Source organism: Escherichia sp. E2586, from assembly GCF_005781105.1.
In the GTDB taxonomy this organism is placed as follows: domain Bacteria; phylum Pseudomonadota; class Gammaproteobacteria; order Enterobacterales; family Enterobacteriaceae; genus Escherichia.
Genome location: NZ_VATN01000006.1, coordinates 239,488 through 261,255, shown reverse-complemented (window position 1 = coordinate 261,255; position 21,768 = coordinate 239,488). Strand labels below are relative to the sequence as shown.

Genomic DNA, 21,768 nt, shown 5'->3' with positions numbered 1-21,768 from the left:
GTCATTCTGTGCCGGTTTACTGCACCGGCACATTCCCCTCCCGCAAATTTGTCCAACCTGTTGTACTCAATAAGAAAAAATCCGTGCGCTGATTCACAAATTTGTGCGTAATTTCTCCAGTCCGCTGGACGAGAAACGGGATTTGATGCGCTTCACAATTTTACTCACCCTGAGCGACGAGACTGATTCCAGTATCTAAGACTGGAGTCCAGTATGTTGGAATCAAGCAAAGTACCCGCCCTGACACGGGCTATTGATATTCTCAATCTGATTGCCCGCATTGGCCCTTGTAGTGCTGCAACGATCATTGACACATTGGGGATCCCGAAAAGCACGGCCTATCTGCTGCTTAACGAACTTAAACGCCAGCGTTTTCTTAGCCTTGATCACCAGGAAAATTTTTGTTTGTGGACCAAGCTGGTGGAGCTTTCCGCTCATGCGTTAAGCAAGATGGATCTCAGGGAGCTGGCGCGACCACGCCTGACGCAACTGATGGATACCACTGGGCTGTTATGCCACCTTGGGATCATCGATAACGGTAGTGCTTATTACATTCTGAAAGTGGAGTCTTCAGCCACCATCAGTGTGCGTTCCCATGAAGGGAAAAGCCTTTCGCTTTATCGTTCCGGCATCGGGAAATGCCTTCTTGCCTGGCAACCAGCCGCTGTCCAGCAAAGCATTATCGAAGGACTGGTCTGGGAAAAGGCGACACCTACCACAATGACTCATCCACAACTGCTCCACGAGGAACTGGCGCGTATTCGCCGTCAGGGCTGGAGCTATGACAACGGCGAAGATTACGCCGATGTTCGTTGCGTCGCCGCTCCGGTGTTTAACGCCAATAACGAACTTACCGCCGCGATCTCGGTGGTCGGTACTCGCTTACAAATCAACGAAGAATACCGTGACTATCTGGCGGGCAAAGCCATTGCCTGCGCCAGGGATATTTCACGTCTGTTGGGATGGAAAAGTCCCTTTGACTTACAGGCCTCATAACAATGGAGAACATCATGACCCTACCAAAAATCAAACAGGTTCGCGCCTGGTTTACTGGCGGTGCGACAGCAGAAAAAGGCGCTGGCGGAGGTGATTATCACGACCAGGGGGCGAATCACTGGATAGACGATCACATTGCTACCCCGATGAGTAAATACCGCGATTACGAACAGTCGCGCCAGTCATTTGGCATTAACGTTCTTGGCACGTTGATTGTCGAAGTTGAAGCAGAAAACGGCCAGATCGGTTTCGCCGTTTCAACTGCCGGTGAAATGGGGTGTTTTATTGTCGAAAAACACCTTAACCGTTTTATCGAGGGCAAATGTGTCAGTGATATCAAACTGATTCACGATCAAATGCTCAATGCCACTCTGTATTACTCCGGTTCTGGTGGCCTGGTGATGAACACGATTTCCTGTGTCGATCTGGCACTGTGGGACCTGTTCGGCAAAGTGGTTGGGCTTCCGGTTTACAAACTGTTAGGTGGCGCAGTCCGTGATGAAATCCAGTTCTACGCCACTGGCGCACGTCCGGATCTGGCAAAAGAGATGGGATTTATCGGTGGCAAAATGCCGACGCACTGGGGGCCACATGATGGCGATGCGGGGATCCGCAAAGATGCCGCTATGGTCGCGGATATGCGTAAGAAATGTGGTGAAGATTTCTGGTTAATGCTCGACTGCTGGATGAGCCAGGACGTGAACTATGCCACCAAACTAGCCCACGCTTGTGCTCCCTATAACCTGAAATGGATCGAAGAGTGCCTGCCGCCACAACAGTATGAAGGTTATCGCGAACTAAAACGCAACGCGCCAGCGGGAATGATGGTCACCAGTGGTGAGCACCACGGCACACTGCAATCTTTTCGTACGCTTTCAGAAACCGGTATCGACATCATGCAGCCGGATGTGGGCTGGTGTGGTGGCTTAACCACGCTGGTGGAAATTGCCGCAATTGCCAAATCACGCGGACAGCTGGTGGTGCCGCACGGTTCGTCTGTTTACTCCCACCATGCGGTAATCACTTTCACTAATACCCCATTTAGCGAATTCCTGATGACCAGTCCGGATTGTTCAACGATGCGTCCGCAGTTTGACCCCATTCTGCTTAATGAGCCGGTTCCGGTGAATGGTCGTATTCACAAATCAGTACTTGATAAACCTGGTTTCGGCGTCGAACTCAATCGTGACTGCAATCTGAAACGCCCCTACAGCCACTAATCACTCCGGGCGTTGCTGTGACAACGGTAACGCCCACATATTCTAAGGAGCTTTTTATGAGCACCGCTTTGCTTGACGCCGTGGTGAAGAAAAACCGCGCGCGTTTGATCCCGTTTATGTTGGCACTGTATGTGCTGGCGTTTCTCGATCGTTCGAACATTGGCTTTGCTAAACAGACCTACCAGATTGATACCGGGCTGAGTAATGAAGCTTATGCGCTGGGGGCGGGTATTTTCTTTGTGGTTTACGCGTTTCTTGGTGTTCCGGCGAATCTGTTGATGCGCAAACTGGGGGCCAGAACCTGGATTGGTACGACGACACTGCTGTGGGGATTTCTTTCGGCAGCAATGGCATGGGCCGATACTGAAGCGAAATTTCTGATCGTTCGCACTCTGCTTGGCGCAGCGGAAGCCGGATTCTTCCCCGGTATGATTTATCTCACCTCGCAATGGTTTCCGCAGCGTAATCGCGCCAGCATTATGGGGCTGTTTTATATGGGAGCACCGCTGGCGTTAACGCTGGGATCACCGCTTTCCGGCGCGCTGCTGGAGATGCATGGATTTATGGGGCATCCCGGCTGGTTCTGGATGTTTGTGATTGAAGGATTGCTGGCAGTCGGCGCTGGGGTATTCACTTTCTTTTGGCTTGATGACACACCAGATCAGGCACGTTTTCTGAGTAAAGAAGAAAAAACGTTGCTTATCAATCAACTGGCAAGTGAAGAACAACAGAAAGTGACTTCTCGACTGAGCGATGCGTTGCGTAATGGACGAGTCTGGCAACTGGCAATTATCTACCTGACCATTCAGGTCGCGGTTTATGGATTAATTTTCTTCCTGCCGACGCAGGTTGCGGCATTGCTGGGGACAAAAGTGGGCTTTACGGCCTCTGTGGTCACCGCTATTCCGTGGGTTGCGGCATTGTTTGGGACCTGGCTTATTCCGCGCTATTCCGATAAAACCGGCGAACGACGCAATGTCGCGGCGCTGACATTGCTGGCCGCGGGCATTGGTATTGGCCTTTCCGGACTACTTTCGCCAGTACTGGCAATCGTTGCGCTGTGTGTTGCAGCAATAGGGTTTATTGCCGTGCAGCCGGTATTCTGGACTATGCCGACACAACTGCTTTCTGGTACGGCGCTGGCGGCGGGGATCGGTTTTGTTAACCTGTTTGGCGCAGTGGGCGGATTTATCGCCCCGATCCTGCGCGTAAGAGCAGAAACCTTGTTTGCCAGCGATGCGGCAGGATTGCTGGCGCTGGCTGCGGTGGCGGTCGTCGGCTCGCTGATTATTTTCACTCTACGTGTAAGTCGCTCAGTTGTGCAGACTAACGTGGCACATCACTAATAGGTTAAGGAACATGATGAACGCATTATTAACCAATCCCTTCAAAGAACGCTTACGCAAAGGTGAAGTGCAAATTGGTCTGTGGTTAAGCTCAACGACTGCCTATATGGCAGAAATCGCCGCTACTTCCGGTTATGACTGGTTGCTGATTGACGGAGAGCACGCGCCAAATACCATTCAGGATCTTTATCACCAGTTACAGGCGATAGCGCCCTATGCCAGCCAACCCGTGATCCGCCCGGTGGAGGGGAGTAAGTCGCTGATTAAACAAGTACTGGATATTGGCGCTCAAACCCTACTGATCCCGATGGTCGATACTGCCGAACAGGCACGTCAGGTGGTGTCTGCTACCCGATATCCACCCTACGGTGAGCGTGGTGTCGGGGCCAGTGTAGCTCGTGCTGCGCGCTGGGGACGCATTGAGAATTACATGGCGCAAGTCAACGACTCGCTTTGTCTGTTGGTGCAGGTGGAAAGTAAAACGGCACTGGATAACCTGGACGAAATCCTCGAAGTCGAAGGGATTGATGGCGTATTTATTGGGCCTGCGGATCTCTCAGCGTCGTTGGGGTATCCGGATAACGCCGGCCACCCGGAAGTTCAGTGTATTATTGAAGCAAGCATTCGTCGGATCCGCGCTGCGGGTAAAGCGGCTGGTTTTCTGGCTGTGGCTCCTGATATGGCGCAGCAATGTTTGGCGTGGGGAGCGAACTTTGTCGCTGTTGGCGTTGACACGATGCTCTATAGCGATGCCCTGGATCAACGACTGGCGATATTTAAATCAGGCAAAAATGGGCCACGCATAACAGGAAGTTATTAATATCAAAGGCCCATAGGGATTACCTGTGGGCCGGTATGTTAGTTAGTGGTTTTTCGCTGTCAGATCGGCTTCGTTTAGCTGGGTAGTTGCGAGTACCAGGTCACGATCGATGCCCTGTTCCAGCATTCGCAAGGCAATTTTAATGGCTTGTTCATGCATGCCTTCCTGCAAACCTTCTAATTTACCTTGCTGCAAACCTTCAATCTTACCTTCCTGCCAGCCAATTTGGTGTCCTTCCTGCCGTAGCCGTTCAGCAATAGTCATCAATCTCTCCTTTTAATGACAGTTCGGAATATCAGCATCAGTGAGTTGGGTTGTCGCCAGCACAATCTCACGTTCAAAGCCCTGTTCCAGCATGCGCAAAGCAATTTTAATGGCTTGTTCATGCATGCCCTCCTGCCAGCCAATTTGGTGTCCTTCCTGCCGCAGCCGTTCAGCAATAGTCATTAATCTCTCCTTTTGTAGTGGTGAACGTTCGGCAATCTCCTCAATAAAGCGGGTGAAACGGGAGGTATCGCCGCATTGCAGCAGATAATTAAACAGCGTTTGCACCTGGCTGTCATTAGTGAAGCCCCTAACCAAAAGCGTGGTGATCCTGTCGACCAGACCGATTAAATCGCGCTCGCGAATATGCTTTTGAATCAGTTCCAGCAGAGCTATACGCCGATGTTGCATGATCTCATCGTCAGGTACGATGGTGATATCCACCAACGGAAAAGCTTCGGTGTACAACTGCCGGGCAAGCTGCGGGTCGTCAAATTCATCCAGCCAGTTAAGTGAATATGGGTAGGGTGAGGTTTCGCCGTGATAAAACAGCATTGGCACTACCAGAGGGACTCTGTCATAGCCTTTGTCCAGATGGCGCTGCATGACGGCAGTGGCATAACGCATCAGTCGAAAGGCCATGTTTTTTTCCGCAGTACTCTGATGCTCAATCACGCAGTAGATATAACCTTCGCCGTCGGTGGTTTCTACCGACCACAAAACATCCGAGTAGTAAGCGCGTAAACTTTTTTCAATAAAACTGGTGGGCTCCAGCCTTAAAGTTTGCAGATTGCAAAGTTTTCTCAGCGGTTCCGGCAGATGTATTTCCAGAAAATCCCGTGCGGTTTCGGGCGAGAACATAAAGGTTTTAAACACCGCATCATGCGGGGAGGAGGTTGTTGATTCGGTCATGGTTGTCCGTCACCTGATTATTATGATGACGGGACATTACGGGGATCGCAGGCCGATGGCATCTGGCAGTTTGAGCCTTTGCGAGACGTTTTCAGAGGAATTTTCACTGTGTTGCAATGCGTACATTTGACGCGGAATCGCGTACGCAAAAATGCCCGATAAGCAATGCGCTTACCGGGCATCAGAAGGAGGTTTAAGCCAGCGCCTGGGCCAGCAGCGTAATCGGATGTTCGCAGCGAAGGCTTGTGGACATCTCAATCTGCCATTTGCAGGTTTCGCAGTCGGTAACGACCAGATCCGCGCCGCTCTCTTCTATCTGGCGGAACAGTGGCGCACCAATGGCTTGCGAGGTGGGGTAGTTCTCTTTTTTGAAACCGTAAGTACCCGCAATACCGCAGCACTGGGAATCCAGCACTGTCAGCTCAAGCCCTGGGATCTTACGCAACAGTTCCAGGGTGTAGAGCGTCCAGCCCATTTTTTCCATATGGCACGGAGTGTGATAAACCACTTTCAGCGGCAGCGGTTTCAGCGGTAACGTTTTGCCTTCGTCCAGCTTGCGCCACAGCCAGCGGGTCGCCAGTTCAATATGATCGCGCAAGCCTTTGTTGTCGACATTCAGCACTTCCGGGTATTCGTCGCGCAGGGCAAATGTACAGGTTGAGGAGGTGGCAATCACCGGAATGCCTTTTACCCCCACCGCTTCGCGGATCGACTCTACATTTGTGATCGCCTGTTTACGCGCTTTATCAGTAAAGCCGTTGGCGATCAGCGGTACGCCGCAGCATTTTTCTTTGCTGAGTAATTGCACTCCCGTTCCCATCGCGTTGAGCACTTTAATTAAATCTTTACCCAGTTGCGGATGGTTGTAGTTGACGAAGCAGCCGTGGAAAAAGGCGACCTGGTCTTTATACTGCGCTTGCTGGGCCGCTACGCTGCGATACCAGCGACGGAACGTGCCGAAGGAGTATTTCGGTAGCGTGCGGCGATGATCGATTTTTAACGCCGCATCAAGCAGCTGCCGTACTGGTTTCAGCGAGGTAGCGGTGTTGACGATTGGCGCGAACGGCGTGGAAACGCTGCCCATCAGATCGGTATGACTTAAAACGAAGTTACGCAGCGAGGGACGCGTGGTGTCATATTTCGCTCGTGCGCGCTGGATGATATCGCCAATCTTCACATCGGACGGGCAGGCGACTTCGCAACGTTTGCAGTTGATGCAATATTTCAGCGCCTCGTCATACAGTGCGCCATCTTTCAGACGCAGACGCTCGCCATCCGGCCCAGCTTGTTTTGGCCCTGGATAGCCGGGATTCACCCGGCTCACCGGGCAGGCGGTGGTGCAGACGGTGCACTTAATGCAATTTTCGAAGCTGGTATCGTTCATTATTGGCCTCCTGCGCGTTGGGCAATCTGTTGAGCGGCATGTAAAGCACTGACGGCACAAACACCGCCGCCGCATCCCTGGGCGATGGGATCAAATCCGCCCAGCACCGAACCGATGGCAAACAAGTTCTCTACTGTTTGACCAGCCTGTGACGGGCGTAGCGCCTCGTCAGTGGTTACGCCGAACTGTTGCCACGGTTGCGCAGCAAAAAAGTCACTTCTATACCACTCACCCCGCGTGGGGGTTTGCAGTACATCAAGGCCGAGAATCGGCTCACGAATGCCGTCGCGTTCTGCCACCAGCCCGCCGCTAAAGAAACTGCCGCTGGCGAGAACCGCGAAACGTGGACGCAGCGGGATGTCGGCGTGATTGCGGGTCCAGATTTCACTCACCACGCCGTTTTTACAGGTGACTTTTTTCACTTCATCGCCCGGCATCCACACGCCGCCCTGGCGTACAAACTGGCGCTGTAACTGGTTTTGCAGACGAATACCAAGCACGGAAGGCGGCAGCGTTGGCAAAAGCATCAGTGAGCAAGGTAGTTTTTCATTCAGCCAGCGCCACAGTTTGTCATCGGCCAGGCCGAAGCAGGCGGGCATCAGGATCATTTCACAGGTATTGGCGACAGGGATTAGTGCATCAATTAACAGCGGCCAGTTTTCTTCGTTATCAAGGAAACGGGCGATATTCACCGCGCGAAACTCGGTGGCGTTATTGCGTAGCACATCCAGTTCCGGCAGTTCAATTTCAGCAGTTTCAACCGAAAGATCCAGTTCGCGCAACGAAGCCGCCGCAAGATGCGCCTGGAAATCCATCAGCCCGCTAATTCCCACCACACATATCTTCTTCGCGGGTAGCGGCCAGACGGGAACTTCTGGCGAACTTAACCAGGTCGAACGCAAAGTGCCGAGCGGGGTAACGCGCTGATGGGCCAGTTCCACGCTGCCCTGCAATTGCGCGCCGCTTTCCGCAATTAATGTCTGCGCCTGACAAGCGAGATCCAGTACGCGTTGTGGGCCGAGAAGACTGTAAGGGTGTGCAGGTGCCTGATGGCACAAGGACTCCAGCCCTGCATGAATGTCTGCCACCGGCTGACCGTCTGGCAGGTGGCTCAGTAAGTCCAGCGATCCGGATGAGAAATGCAGAGCGCTCTGTCCACGGGTGACAATGGCACAGCGCAGACCGTGTTTTTGCAATCGCAGTCCGCAGAGTAATCCGGCAAGACCGCCGCCCATAATGACAGTATCAAATCGCATCTTTCTGCTCCTTCTCCAGACCACACAGTCCCTGATAAACCCAGCGGGTAAATTCGCTTTCGCGCAGTGCATCGCCCCAGGCGATGGGCTGCACGCCTTTCCAGCGTTCGTTAAGGAAAGTGGAAAGTTGTTCGATAGATTGTGCGGAGGTGGTGACGTTAAAGCGTTGCAGCAGCCCGGCGGCGCGGCAGGCGCAGAGCTCGCCCTGGCAGGTGCCCATCCCCACACGGGTGCGACGGCGTAAATCTAACAGGCTATTCACGTTTAGATTTTCTACCGCGTACTGTACTTCGCCAGCGGTAACGGCTTCACACTCACACACCAGACTGCGATGCAAACGGCCTTCACTTAACCATGCTGGCGTGCGATCGCCATGACGATAAACCGCAGAGCCGCGTAGTGGGGCAGGAAGGGAAATGACTTTACGTAAGGTGACTTCAGCAGGTTCCTGTGAACCAGGAAGTGCCAGATCGGCGGTCGTACAGGGGCGCGTGTTGCCCAGCTTGCGGCAGACGGCATCCGTAGCCCATTCCGCCATCAGACGATAGGTCATCAGTTTGCCGCCGGTGATGGTGATAAATCCGTCCAGACCATCGCGTTCGGCATGGTCGAGCAGCACGATGCCACGACTGACGTTACGGCCGCTCGGGTCGTCATCGCTGGCAACCAACGGGCGCACGCCAGAGTAGGCCCGCAAAATGCGCGTTTTCGCCATAACGGGGGCCAGTTTTTCCCCTTCACGCAGCAGAATATCCACTTCTTCTGCCGTCACTCGGTTGTCGTCTATCTCATCGTAATTAATGCGTAAAGAGGTGGTGCCAATCAGCGAAATGGTATCGCCAGGCACCAGAATATCGGCGTCGGAAGGTTTACGGCAGCGGTTGATCACATGCTGATTAATGCGGTGGTCCATGATCAGCAGCGATCCTTTCGCTGGGAACATGCGAATGCGCAGATCGGCATATTCGGCAATGTGTTGCCCCCAGATCCCGGCGGCATTAACTACGACAGGCGCATGAAGTGCCTGAGTTTCGCCGGTGAGATGATTACGTACACGAACACCGCACACCGTCGCGCCTTCACGAATTAGTCCCGTGACTTCATGAGCGGTAAGGATAACGGCACCATGTTCTTTTGCATCGAGCATGTTCGCTGCGGTCAGCCGGAATGGGTCAATGGTGCCATCCGGAACTTTTACCGCGCCAATCAGTGCCGGGTTAACGGAAGGTTCGATAATGCGTGCTTGCTGCGGATCAATGGCTTCAGCACTGATTCCAGCCTCTTCGCAAGCACGAATAAAAGTCGCCTGGAAGGAGAGATCATCTTCCGGCAGGGTGATAAACAGGCCGTTGGTTGGTTCGACACAGTGACGCGCAATGCGTTTTAAAATCTGGTTTTCACTAATACATTCGCGGGCCGATTCCGCATCGGTAACCGCATAGCGTGCGCCGCTGTGCAGCAGACCGTGGTTACGCCCGGTGGCTCCCGTTGCGATGTCGTGGCGTTCAACCAAAATCACTTTCAGCCCGCGCAGGGCACAGTCGCGGGCAATCCCGGCTCCCGTTGCGCCGCCGCCAATGATAATCACGTCACTTGTTTGCGAATCGCGAGTTTTCATTGTTATCCCTCAAAAGTTCGTTTTGTCTCATTTAGCCACAGAAAAAACATAGATTGTTTGATTTCGCGCATAATCGCTCATAATTCGAAAGTGAAACGTGATTTCATGCGTCATTTTGAACATTTTGTAAATCTTATTTAATAATGTGTGCGGTAATTCACATTCATGGAATGAATGATTAATTAACATCGCGGCAACTCAAGAAACGGCAGGTTCTTCCATTGAATCAGGCTGTTAATCATAAATAAGACCACGGCCACGGAGGCTATAAATGTTGAGTATTTTTAAACCAGCGCCACACAAGGCGCGCTTACCTGCTGCGGAGATCGACCCGACTTACCGTCGATTACGCTGGCAAATTTTCCTGGGGATATTCTTTGGTTATGCCGCTTACTATTTGGTTCGTAAGAACTTTGCTCTCGCGATGCCCTACCTGGTGGAGCAGGGGTTCTCACGTGGTGATTTAGGTTTTGCCCTTTCAGGGATCTCAATTGCCTACGGATTTTCCAAATTCATCATGGGGTCAGTGTCGGACCGCTCGAATCCGCGCGTTTTCCTGCCGGCAGGTCTGATTCTTGCTGCGGCAGTTATGCTTTTTATGGGCTTTGTACCGTGGGCGACATCGAGCATTGCGGTGATGTTTGTGCTGCTGTTCCTCTGCGGTTGGTTCCAGGGGATGGGATGGCCGCCGTGCGGTCGTACTATGGTGCACTGGTGGTCGCAGAAAGAACGTGGCGGCATTGTGTCGGTGTGGAACTGTGCGCATAACGTCGGTGGTGGTATTCCGCCGCTGCTGTTCCTGCTGGGGATGGCCTGGTTTAATGACTGGCACGCGGCGCTTTATATGCCGGCTTTCTGTGCCATTCTGGTGGCTCTGTTCGCCTTTGCGATGATGCGCGATACCCCACAATCTTGTGGCCTGCCGCCGATCGAAGAGTACAAAAATGATTACCCGGACGACTATAACGAAAAAGCGGAACAGGAACTGACCGCGAAACAGATCTTCATGCAGTACGTGCTGCCGAATAAACTGCTGTGGTACATCGCCATCGCCAACGTGTTCGTCTATCTGCTGCGCTACGGTATCCTCGACTGGTCACCGACTTACCTGAAAGAGGTGAAACACTTCGCGCTGGATAAATCCTCCTGGGCCTACTTCTTCTATGAGTATGCGGGCATTCCAGGCACTCTGCTGTGCGGCTGGATGTCGGACAAAGTCTTCCGCGGTAACCGTGGGGCAACCGGCGTCTTCTTTATGACTCTGGTGACTATCGCCACCATCGTTTACTGGATGAACCCGGCAGGCAACCCAACTGTCGATATGATTTGTATGATTGTTATCGGCTTCCTGATCTACGGCCCAGTCATGCTGATTGGTCTGCACGCGCTGGAACTGGCGCCGAAGAAAGCGGCAGGTACGGCGGCGGGCTTTACCGGACTGTTTGGTTACCTTGGTGGCTCCGTAGCGGCAAGCGCGATTGTCGGCTACACCGTTGACTACTTTGGCTGGGATGGCGGCTTCATGGTGATGATTGGCGGCAGCATCCTGGCGGTTATCTTGTTAATTGTCGTGATGATTGGCGAAAAACGTCGCCATCAGGAATTACAGCAAAAACGCAACGGAGGCTAATGGCATGAAATTGACGCTGAAAAAACTTAGCATGGCTATCATGATGAGTGGAATGATCATGGGAAGCAGTGCAATGGCGGCGGATAACAGTGAGAAAATAGTGATTGCCCATCGCGGCGCCAGTGGTTATTTGCCGGAGCATACGCTGCCTGCAAAGGCGATGGCGTATGCGCAGGGGGCCGATTATCTGGAACAGGATTTGGTGATGACGAAGGACGACCATCTGGTCGTTCTGCATGACCACTATCTTGACCGGGTAACCGATGTTGCCGATCGTTTCCCGGATCGGGCGCGTAAAGATGGCCGTTACTACGCGATAGATTTTACACTGGATGAAATTAAGTCTTTAAAATTCACTGAAGGCTTCGATATTGAAAACGGTAAAAAAGTGCAGACTTTTCCCGGGCGTTTCCCGATGGGTAAATCTGACTTCCGGGTGCACACTTTCGAAGAGGAAATTGAATTTGTTCAGGGGCTAAACCATTCGACCGGGAAAAATATTGGTATCTATCCAGAGATTAAAGCGCCGTGGTTCCATCATCAGGAAGGGAAGGATATTGCGGCAAAAACCCTGGAAGTGCTGAAGAAATATGGCTACACCGGTAAGGATGATAAGGTTTATCTGCAATGCTTTGATGCTGATGAACTGAAGCGTATTAAGAATGAGCTGGAACCTAAAATGGGTATGGACCTCAACCTGGTACAGCTGATTGCCTATACCGACTGGAACGAAACTCAGCAGAAACAACCGGACGGAAGCTGGGTTAATTACAGCTATGACTGGATGTTCAAGCCGGGTGCCATGAAACAGGTAGCGGAATATGCTGATGGTATTGGCCCGGATTACCATATGGTGATTGATGAGACATCGCAGCCGGGTAATATCAAGCTTACCGGAATGGTAAAAGATGCACAGCAGAATAAGCTGGTGGTGCATCCTTATACCGTGCGGGCCGACAAGCTACCGGCCTACACAACGAATGTGAATCAGCTTTATGACATTTTGTATAACAAAGCTGGAGTGAACGGTTTGTTCACTGACTTCCCGGATAAAGCGGTTACCTTCCTGCAACAACAGAAATAATCTCACCTTCGGCATTCCGGTCTGCCCGGAATGCCGCTTTGCTTCTGTAACAAGTCCATTTTTGTACACAAAAATCTTAAGGATTTCTTAAGGCAACACTTTATATTTCCATCCTGATAATTAACGTGCACATAGTGCTGGATGGTAAGTAATGGTGTCAGGAACGGAAGACGAACAATTTGAACGTTGGTGGGCGACCACAGGAGACTGGGTCGAAGAACCCAATTATCGACGCAATGGTATGAGTGGTGTGCATTGTGTAGAGCGCGATGGTAAAAAGCTTTATGTGAAGCGTATGACTCAGCATCTCTTTCATTCGCTGCGCTATCCCTTTGGACGCCCGACGATTGTGCGGGAGATTGAGGTGATAAACGATTTGGAGCGCGCGGGCGTTATCGTGCCGAAAATCGTATTTGGTGAAGCAATCAAACGAGAAGGGGAATGGCGGGCGCTACTGGTTACCGAGGATATGACCGGTTTCATCAGTATTGCAGACTGGTATACACAACATGCTATTACCCCTTACCCAGACGATGTGCGTGAAGCAATGCTACACGCGGTGGCACAAGCGTTTAAAAAAATGCATAGCGTCAAGCGTCAGCATGGCTGTTGCTACGTTCGTCATATTTATGTGAAAACGGAGGGTGTGGCGGAAGCGGGGTTTCTTGATCTGGAAAAAAGTCGCCGCCGATTGCGTCGTCAAAAAGCAGCTCAGCATGATTTCGCCCAACTGGAGAAGTATTTATCTCCCATTCCTCCCGACGACTGGGAGCAGGTGAAAGCGTATTACTACGCCATGTAATCGTTGTAGGCCAGATAAGACGCATAAGCGTCGCATCTGGCACTAGTACCCGATCACAACTCTATTTCAATATCGCCTTTTGCCCGGCAACAACAGGGCAAAATCTCCCCTGGCTGAATAAAGGCTAACGGTTCGGCAATCCAGTCAACCTGACCTGCAACCAGGCGAGTGCGACAGGAGCCGCAGTAGCCTTCGCGACACTGGTACTCAACCGCCACATTATGGGATTCCAGCGCCGCCAGAAGGGAAGGGTGTTCATCCTGGCACAGCAGTTGTGTGCCAGTGATGCGCAAGGTAACGCGGGTCATCAGAGCTGGAAGTTACTCAAATCGTCGGTGTCCACTTCCGAGTCAATTTGACCGACCAGATAAGAACTCACCTCAACTTCCTGTGGGGCAACCTGCACGTTATCCGACACCAGCCAGGTATTGATCCACGGGATCGGGTTGGAACGTGTCTGGAACGGCAGATCCAAACCGACAGCTTGCATGCGGATGTTGGTGATGTACTCCACGTACTGGCAGAGAATGTCCTTGTTCAGACCAATCATCGAACCGTCACGGAACAGATAATCCGCCCAGTCTTTCTCCTGCTGTGCCGCCTGAACAAACAGCTCATAGCACTCTTGCTTACACTCTTCGGCTATTTCCGCCATTTCCGGATCATCCGCGCCGCTGCGCAGTAGATTCAGCATATGCTGAGTACCGGTCAGGTGCAGGGCTTCGTCACGGGCAATCAGGCGAATAATCTTGGCGTTACCTTCCATCAGTTCGCGTTCTGCAAAGGCAAAGGAACAAGCAAAGCTGACGTAGAAACGAATGGCTTCCAGCGCGTTAACGCTCATCAGGCAGAGATAAAGTTTTTTCTTCAGCTCGCGCAGGCTAACGGTCACGGTTTTACCGTTGACGGTGTGGGTGCCTTCGCCCAGCAAATGCCAGTAACTGGTCATCTCGATCAGTTCATCGTAATAGCGGGAAATGCCTTCCGCGCGTTTCTGGATCTGCTCGTTGGTGACGATATCGTCGAATACAACAGACGGATCGTTAACGATATTACGAATGATATGGGTATAAGAACGAGAGTGAATTGTTTCTGAAAATGCCCACGTTTCTACCCAGGTTTCCAGTTCCGGGATCGAGATCAGCGGCAGCAGAGCCACGTTCGGACTACGACCCTGAATGGAATCCAGCAACGTCTGGTATTTCAGGTTGCTGATAAAGATGTGTTTTTCGTGTTCAGGTAGTGCCTGGTAATCAATACGGTCGCGAGAAACGTCAACTTCTTCCGGACGCCAGAAGAAAGAGAGCTGCTTTTCGATCAGCTTTTCGAAGATTTCATATTTTTGCTGATCGTAGCGGGCCACGTTGACCGGCTGACCAAAGAACATCGGTTCTTTGAGCTGATCATTCTTCGTCTGTGAAAATGTGGTATATGCCATGAATATGTCCTGTTGGGAGTTTAATGCCGGATAAGGCATTTTACGCCGCATCCGGCATCCAGAGCCTGATGCGACGCTGGCGCGTTTTATCAGGCCTACAAAATTCGAGACGTAGGCCGGATAAGACATTTTACGCCGTATCCGGCATCTCAATATCAGATCTTACATGCGCCGCTTTCGCAGCCATCGTCCTGGATTGACGGCACCAGATCGTCCTGCGCGTCTTCTGCGCCGTCACGGGTGTTCTGATAATACAGCGTTTTGACCCCGAATTTGTAGGCGGTGAGCAGGTCTTTCAGCAGTTGCTGCATCGGCACTTTTCCTGACGGGAAGCGTGACGGATCGTAGTTAGTATTCGCAGAGATCGACTGATCGATAAATTTCTGCATGATACCAACCAGTTGCAGATAACCATCGTTACCCGGCATTTCCCACAGCAGTTCATAGGCATCGTGCAGGTGTTCGTAGTCTGGAACGACCTGGCGCAGAATACCGTCTTTCGACGCTTTAATGCTGACATAACCGCGCGGCGGTTCAATGCCGTTAGTAGCATTAGAGATCTGCGAAGAGGTCTCGGAAGGCATCAGCGCTGACAGTGTAGAGTTACGCAGGCCGTAAGTTTTGATCGACTCACGCAATGCTTCCCAGTCGTAATGCAGCGGCTCATTAGCGATGGCATCCAGATCTTTCTTATAGGTATCGATCGGCAGGATCCCTTTCGCATAGGTGGTTTCGTTAAACCACGGGCACGCGCCTTGCTCTTTCGCCAGCTCATTAGACGCTTTCAGCAGGTAATACTGAATGGCTTCGAAGGTTTTATGCGTCAGGTTGTTGGCGCTGCCGTCGGAGTAGCGTTTACCGTGCTTCGCCAGATAGTAAGCGAAGTTGATCACACCAATACCCAGTGTACGACGACCCATCGCTCCACGTTTGGCTGCCGGGATCGGGTAATCCTGATAATCCAGCAGCGCGTCGAGTGCGCGTACCGCCAGAACGGCCAGCTCTTCCAGTTCATCCAGGCTGTTAATTGCCCCCAGGTTGAAAGCAGAAAGCGTACACAGCGCGATTTCACCGTTTTCGTCGTTAACGTCATTCAGCGGTTTGGTCGGCAGAGCGATTTCCAGGCACAGGTTAGACTGGCGCACTGGCGCGATGGCCGGATCAAACGGGCTATGGGTATTGCAGTGGTCAACGTTCTGAATATAGATACGACCAGTAGACGCACGTTCCTGCATCATCAGTGAGAACAGCTCAACCGCTTTCACGCGCTGTTTGCGGATGCTGTCGTCTTTCTCATATTTGGTGTACAGGCGCTCAAACTCTTCCTGATCGGCGAAGAACGCGTCGTACAGCCCCGGTACGTCGGACGGGCTGAACAGGGTGATATCTTCACCTTTCAGCAGACGGGTATACATCAGTTTGTTGATTTGTACCCCGTAGTCCATATGACGCACGCGGTTGCCTTCTACACCACGGTTGTTTTTCAACACCAGCAGGCTTTCCACTTCCAGATGCCAGATTGGGTAGAACAGCGTTGCCGCACCGCCGCGCACGCCGCCCTGGGAGCAGGATTTCACCGCCGTCTGGAAATGTTTGTAGAACGGAATGCATCCGGTATGGAACGCTTCACCGCCACGAATCGGGCTACCCAGTGCACGAATACGCCCGGCGTTGATGCCGATCCCCGCACGCTGGGAAACGTATTTCACAATCGCGCTGGAGGTCGCGTTAATGGAATCCAGGCTGTCGCCGCACTCGATCAGCACGCAGGAGCTGAACTGGCGAGTCGGGGTACGCACGCCGGACATGATTGGCGTCGGCAGCGAAATTTTAAATGTGGAAACCGCGTCGTAAAAACGCTTCACGTATTGCAGACGCGTTTCGCGCGGGTAGTTCGAGAACAGGCACGCAGCAACCAGAATATAGAGGAACTGTGCGCTCTCGTAGATTTCGCCGGTCACGCGGTTCTGTACCAGATATTTGCCTTCCAGCTGCTTAACGGCAGCATAAGAGAAGGTCATATCACGGTCGTGAACGATAAACGTGTCCATCTGCTTGAACTCTTCTTCCGTGTAGTCTTCCAGCAGATGATTATCGTATTTGCCCATTTCGACCATTTTCACCACGTGGTCGTACAGCGCAGGCGGCTCAAACTGGCCGTAGGCTTTTTTACGCAGGTGGAAAATTGCCAGGCGCGCGGCGAGATACTGATAGTCCGGTGCATCACGGGAGATCAGATCAGCGGCAGCCTTGATAATAGTTTCGTGGATGTCGGAGGTCTTGATTCCGTCATAAAACTGAATATGGGAGCGCAGCTCGACCTGGGAAATCGAAACGTTATGCAGTCCTTCTGCCGCCCAGTCCAGAACGCGATGGATTTTGTCGAGATTGATGCGCTCTGTGCTACCGTCGCGCTTTGTCACCAGCAGATTCTGATTCATGTATGTCGTACCTGTTTTTGGAATTCTTTCCGCAATAGTTTCACGGCAACTACCTGTAGTAAGGAAAGCTGCAACGAACACTATATATAGGGGGTATGTTTGGGATTCACTGCAAGATAGTGTGAAAACGGCCCTCTTGCAAGTGCATAACTTTGTGGATAACTCAGGAAGGAAAAAGCGACTTCCGCGTACCTTAGGTCAGACAAGGTGTCCGGGAAAGTCAATGGGAAGAGAAAAATTTGTTAAAAATAACCGTTCGGTGATTTCTTGAACGCTCAATTTAAGATAATTATTGATCCAGGTTATTTGTTGCGCTTTTGTCAGGTGTGGTGAAAATTGATGCCATCACAAATTCATATAACGTCGGCACTTAATGTTATGTTTATGATGTGAGCGAATGTAAATGGCTGCGGTTCACGGAACAGGTATTTTTTAATCAACAGATGTGAAATAAAAGTTTGTTATGTTGATTATTCCAGGTAAACAAGAAACGAATTAATCAGTTTAATGTGTTTTAATTATTGTTATTTCATAATTTGGTCAGTATCAAAAGGAATAATTTATTTCTTTTAGAAGATATTATTTTAGTATATATGTTTTAAATGTTTCTTATTTACAATTAATCATTATCTACAATCACAATATGTCTTTTAATGATGGCGTGTTATTTCTCACAGGCTGTCAGATTATGAATAAAAAACGGATTGTTTTTATCAGGAAAGGATATCTATTAATTATTCCAGCCGTCGTTGCTTGCGTGTTTACGCGTGCAAATGCAGCGTCGCAGGTTCTGGCTTCATGTCAGGGTGTTAACGTGACTGCCAGTTGTCGGGCCAGCTATCAAAGTCTTTCAGGTAGTACACAGACCTGGAATGTTGCTGACGGGCAATGGCTTGTTTTTTCCTCTATGGCAAATGATGCCAGTGGAGGCGCGGTATTTTTACAACAAGGTGCTGATTTCACATTATCAGCACAAGGCGGAACAGGGATGACTCTGTTTGAAAATAATGCCGTGAGCGGTGAATATAATAATGGCGGAGCTATCTTTGCAAAAGAAAACTCAACGCTGAACCTTACTCAGGTTATTTTTGACAATAACATCGCTGGAGGATATGGAGGGGCGATCTACTCTGCGGGAACAAATGACGCTGGTGATATTGATCTTAGCATTACCAATGCTGTATTTACGGATAATGTTGCTAATGATGGTAAAGGTGGCGCAATTTATTCGATTAATAATAATGTCTACTTAAATAACACTGTTTTTGATAATAATCAGGCATATACATCAACAAGTTACAGTGATGGTGATGGTGGAGCCATCGATATTACTGATAATAATAGCGATAAAACACACCCATCAGGATTTACCATTATTAACAATACTTCGTTCATAAATAACACTGCTGAAGGTTATGGTGGCGCAATTTATACCAGTAGCACGACTTCTCCTTATCTTATTGATATCGCTGTTGATGACAGCTACAGCCAGAACGGGGGCGTATTAGTAGATGTGAATAACAGCGCATCCGCTTATGGTGAAGACGCTTCGGCAGCAGCTGGAGGCTTTCTGTATACAGGGGCAAGTGAAATCCGTTTTGATGTTGCGGCTGATAAAACCTTGATCATTGGCAGTACAAAAAATGATGGGGCTATCGACTCCATTGCGGGGACGGGCGTTATTACCAAAGCCGGAGCGGGCGAACTGGTGCTTAACGCTGATAACAATTATTTTACTGGCGAGATGAGAATTAAAAACGGTGAAGTCACGCTAGGGCGGAATAATTCGCTGATGAATGTCGGTGACAGTCAGTGCCAAAGTAATCCACAAAATTGCTATGGCTTGAGCGTTGGCAGTATCGGACACACAGATAATCAGGCAGAGCTTAACGTCGGTTCGACTCAGCAAACATTTGTACATTCGTTAACGGGTTTTCAGAATGGCACTTTAAATATTGACGCTGGCGGCAATGTTACCGTCAACCAGGGCGGTTTTGCCGGAACTATTCAGGGGGAAGGGCAACTGACTATTGCTGAAAACGGGAGTTATGTACTGGCGGGTGCGCAGTCGATGGCGCTGACCGGCGATATTGTGGTGGAAGATGGCGCAATCCTCTCGCTTTCGGGTAACGCCACGGATCTTGCGGAGATGCAAGACGATCCGCAGTCCATCGTGTTAAATGGCGGCGTATTGGATCTCTCCGATTTTACTACCTGGCAGAGCGGTACGTCAGAGAACGATGGTCTGGAAATCAGTGGCAGCGACGGTACGGTGATTGGTCAGCAGGATGTTGTCGATCTTTACGGTGGCGACGATCTGCATATTGGCGATGACGGGAATAATGGTGTTTATGTGGTGGTGGATGCAGGTGACGGGCAGGTCAGCCTGGCAAATGACAATCAATACCTCGGCACAACACAAATCGCTTCCGGTACGCTGGTGGTGAGCGACAACTCTCAGCTTGGTGATACCCACTATAACCGCCAGGTTATCTTTACTGATAATCAACAAGATAGCACGATGGAGATTACCTCCGACGTTGACACGCGTTCAGATGCGGCAGGCCACGGACGTGATATCGAAATGCGCGCCGATGGTGAAGTGATGGTGGATGCGGGTGTAGACACGCAGTGGGGCGCACTGATGGCTGACAGCAGCGGGCAGCAGCAGGACGCGGGAACCACACTGACGAAAACCGGTGCAGGAACGTTGGAACTGACTGCCAGTGGCACGGCGCAGTCGGCGGTGCGAGTGGAAGAAGGCACGTTGAAAGGCGATGCTGTGGATATCTTTCCTTATGCATCATCGCTGTGGGTCGGTGATGGGGCGACGTTCGAGACTGGTGCGGATCAGGATATTCAGTCTATTGATGCTACTTCCAGCGGCACTATCGACATCAGCGATGGTACGGTTTTGCGCCTGACCGGGCAGGATACTTCCGCCGCACTGGATGCCTCGCTGTTTAACGGCGACGGTACGTTGGTGAATGCCACCGATGGTGTGATGTTGACAGGTGAGCTTAATACCAACCTGGAAACCGACAGTCTGACTTATCTTTCAGACGTGACGGTTAATGGTGATCTGACCAATACGTCCGGTGCGGTTAGCCTGCAAAATGGCGTCGCTGGCGATACGCTGACGGTAAACGGTGATTATACCGGCGGCGGTACGCTACTGCTCGATAGCGAATTAAACGGCGATGACTCAGCAAGCGACCAACTGGTGTTGAACGGTAATACTGCTGGCAACACGACCGTGGTGGTTAACCCCATTACCGGGATTGGTGAGCCGACATCTACAGGCATTAAAGTGATTGATTTCACAGCCGATCCCACGCAATTTCAAAACAATGCGCAGTTTAGTCTGGCGGGCAGCGGCTACGTCAATATGGGCGCTTACGACTATACGTTGGTGGAAGATGATAATGACTGGTATCTGCGCTCGCAAAAAGTCACTCCGACGCCACCGCCCGATCCGGATCCGACTCCCGATCCCACGCCGGAGCCCGACCCAACACCCGCTTATCAGCCTGTGCTGAATGCCAAAGTTGGTGGATATTTTAATAACCTTCGGGCGGCAAATCAGGCGTTTATGATGGAGCGACACGATCACGCTGGTGGCGATGGTCAGACGCTGAATTTACGCGTTATCGGCGGAGATTATCATTACACAGCAGCAGGGCAGTTGGCCCAGCATGAAGACATTTCTACGGTACAGCTTAGCGGCAACCTGTTAAGCGGAGACTGGGGCGATGATGGCCAGTGGATGCTAGGGGCCGTAGGTGGCTACAGTGATAATCAGGGGGACAGTCGCTCAAACATGACCGGAACTCGCGCCGATAACCAGAACCACGGTTATGCTGTTGGGCTGACCTCAAGCTGGTTTCAGCACGGTAGCCAAAAACAAGGGGCATGGCTGGATAGCTGGCTGCAATATGCCTGGTTTAGCAATGATGTTTCTGAACAAGGTGATGGTGCGGATCATTACCATTCGTCGGGGATCGTTGCTTCGCTGGAAGCCGGCTATCAGTGGTTACCGGGGCGTGGTGTGTTAATTGAACCGCAGGCGCAGGTGATTTATCAGGGCGTGCAGCAGGATGATTTTACCGCCGCTAACCATACGCGGGTGTCACAATCGCAGGGCGATGATATTCAGACGCGGCTGGGATTACACAGCGAATGGCATACTGCGCTTCATATCACGCCAACGTTGGATTTGAATTATTATCACGATCCCCATTCGACGGAAATTGAAGAAGATGGTAGCCAAATCAGCGACGATGCGGCGAAGCAGCGTGGTGAAATAAAAGTGGGAGTAACGGGCAATATCAGTCAGCGAGTTTCGCTGCGTGGCAGCGTGGCGTGGCAGAAAGGAAGCGATGATTTTGCCCAGACGGCCGGGTTTTTGTCGATGACGGTGAAATGGTAATCGCTGTCCGCCCGGCATCGTTGCCGGATGCGGCGTAAACGCCTTATCCGGCCTACGGGAGTATTTGTAGGCCTGATAAGACGCGGCAAGCGTCGCATCAGGCATTGGCACGGTTGCCGGATGCGGCG

At 51.3% G+C, this 21,768-nt stretch carries 15 protein-coding genes and 1 pseudogene; 8 read left to right on the top strand and 8 right to left on the bottom strand.

Annotated features, from left to right (window positions below; translation table 11 throughout):
- The first annotated feature begins 213 nt into the window (after positions 1–213).
- From FEK50_RS06340 to yfaU, 4 genes are read left to right on the top strand one after another with little or no spacing between them, the layout of a single operon-like run.
- Positions 214–996: an IclR family transcriptional regulator gene (locus tag FEK50_RS06340; RefSeq protein WP_130207169.1), complete on the top strand. Its 783-nt coding sequence runs from the start codon at positions 214–216 to the stop codon at positions 994–996.
- Positions 997–1,010: 14 nt separating this feature from the next.
- Positions 1,011–2,216: an L-rhamnonate dehydratase gene (rhmD, locus tag FEK50_RS06335; RefSeq protein WP_130257482.1), complete on the top strand. Its 1,206-nt coding sequence runs from the start codon at positions 1,011–1,013 to the stop codon at positions 2,214–2,216.
- A gap of 56 nt (positions 2,217–2,272) precedes the next feature.
- Positions 2,273–3,562, top strand: coding sequence for an MFS transporter (locus FEK50_RS06330; protein ID WP_131162025.1), 1,290 nt, complete (start codon positions 2,273–2,275; stop codon positions 3,560–3,562).
- Positions 3,563–3,578: 16 nt separating this feature from the next.
- Complete coding sequence (gene yfaU / locus FEK50_RS06325; RefSeq protein ID WP_130207590.1) at positions 3,579–4,382, top strand: 2-keto-3-deoxy-L-rhamnonate aldolase; 804 nt, start codon at positions 3,579–3,581, stop codon at positions 4,380–4,382.
- 42 nt (positions 4,383–4,424) lie between these two features.
- Here yfaU and FEK50_RS06320 read toward each other — a convergent pair.
- The 5 genes and pseudogenes from FEK50_RS06320 to glpA form a co-directional block, all read right to left on the bottom strand.
- Positions 4,425–4,658: pseudogene (locus FEK50_RS06320) on the bottom strand (hypothetical protein); the annotation flags it as partial.
- Positions 4,659–5,558 carry an ISNCY family transposase gene (locus FEK50_RS06315; protein ID WP_130260539.1) on the bottom strand — a complete coding sequence of 300 codons (900 nt, stop codon included), beginning with the start codon at positions 5,556–5,558 and terminating at the stop codon, positions 4,659–4,661.
- Between the two features lie 193 nt (positions 5,559–5,751).
- Complete coding sequence (gene glpC / locus FEK50_RS06310) at positions 5,752–6,942, bottom strand: anaerobic glycerol-3-phosphate dehydrogenase subunit GlpC (protein WP_001000377.1); 1,191 nt, start codon at positions 6,940–6,942, stop codon at positions 5,752–5,754.
- Positions 6,942–8,198, bottom strand: a complete 1,257-nt coding sequence (glpB, locus tag FEK50_RS06305; RefSeq protein WP_131162023.1) for a glycerol-3-phosphate dehydrogenase subunit GlpB — start codon at positions 8,196–8,198, stop codon at positions 6,942–6,944. The genes glpC and glpB overlap by 1 nt, the downstream gene beginning before the upstream one ends.
- On the bottom strand, positions 8,188–9,816 hold the full coding sequence (gene glpA, locus FEK50_RS06300) for an anaerobic glycerol-3-phosphate dehydrogenase subunit A (protein WP_131162022.1): 1,629 nt from the start codon (positions 9,814–9,816) through the stop codon (positions 8,188–8,190). Before glpA ends, glpB begins: the two co-directional genes overlap by 11 nt.
- A gap of 271 nt (positions 9,817–10,087) precedes the next feature.
- On the opposite strand from glpA, the gene glpT reads away from it, so the two are divergent.
- The 3 genes from glpT (at position 10,088) to inaA (ending at position 13,332) form a co-directional block, all read left to right on the top strand.
- On the top strand, positions 10,088–11,446 hold the full coding sequence (gene glpT, locus FEK50_RS06295) for a glycerol-3-phosphate transporter (protein WP_064526704.1): 1,359 nt from the start codon (positions 10,088–10,090) through the stop codon (positions 11,444–11,446).
- A 4-nt stretch (positions 11,447–11,450) separates the two neighbouring features.
- A complete protein-coding gene (glpQ, locus tag FEK50_RS06290; protein WP_130207163.1) occupies positions 11,451–12,530 on the top strand; it encodes a glycerophosphodiester phosphodiesterase in 1,080 nt (359 codons plus the stop codon).
- Between the two features lie 151 nt (positions 12,531–12,681).
- Entirely contained in the window at positions 12,682–13,332 is a 651-nt protein-coding gene (gene inaA / locus FEK50_RS06285; RefSeq protein WP_131162021.1) for a lipopolysaccharide kinase InaA, read from the top strand.
- A gap of 53 nt (positions 13,333–13,385) precedes the next feature.
- Here the strand turns inward: inaA and yfaE are convergent, their stop codons facing one another.
- The 3 genes from yfaE to nrdA all read right to left on the bottom strand — a co-directional run bounded on the left by yfaE (position 13,386) and on the right by nrdA (position 17,211).
- On the bottom strand, positions 13,386–13,640 hold the full coding sequence (yfaE, locus tag FEK50_RS06280; RefSeq protein WP_130207161.1) for a ferredoxin-like diferric-tyrosyl radical cofactor maintenance protein YfaE: 255 nt from the start codon (positions 13,638–13,640) through the stop codon (positions 13,386–13,388).
- Positions 13,640–14,770 carry a class Ia ribonucleoside-diphosphate reductase subunit beta gene (gene nrdB, locus FEK50_RS06275; RefSeq protein WP_130207160.1) on the bottom strand — a complete coding sequence of 377 codons (1,131 nt, stop codon included), beginning with the start codon at positions 14,768–14,770 and terminating at the stop codon, positions 13,640–13,642. Before nrdB ends, yfaE begins: the two co-directional genes overlap by 1 nt.
- A gap of 155 nt (positions 14,771–14,925) precedes the next feature.
- A complete protein-coding gene (gene nrdA, locus FEK50_RS06270; RefSeq protein WP_130207159.1) occupies positions 14,926–17,211 on the bottom strand; it encodes a class 1a ribonucleoside-diphosphate reductase subunit alpha in 2,286 nt (761 codons plus the stop codon).
- Positions 17,212–17,899: 688 nt separating this feature from the next.
- Here nrdA and yfaL point away from each other — a divergent pair.
- On the top strand, positions 17,900–21,640 hold the full coding sequence (gene yfaL / locus FEK50_RS06265; protein ID WP_131162020.1) for an AIDA-I family autotransporter adhesin YfaL/EhaC: 3,741 nt from the start codon (positions 17,900–17,902) through the stop codon (positions 21,638–21,640).
- Positions 21,641–21,768 lie beyond the last annotated feature (128 nt).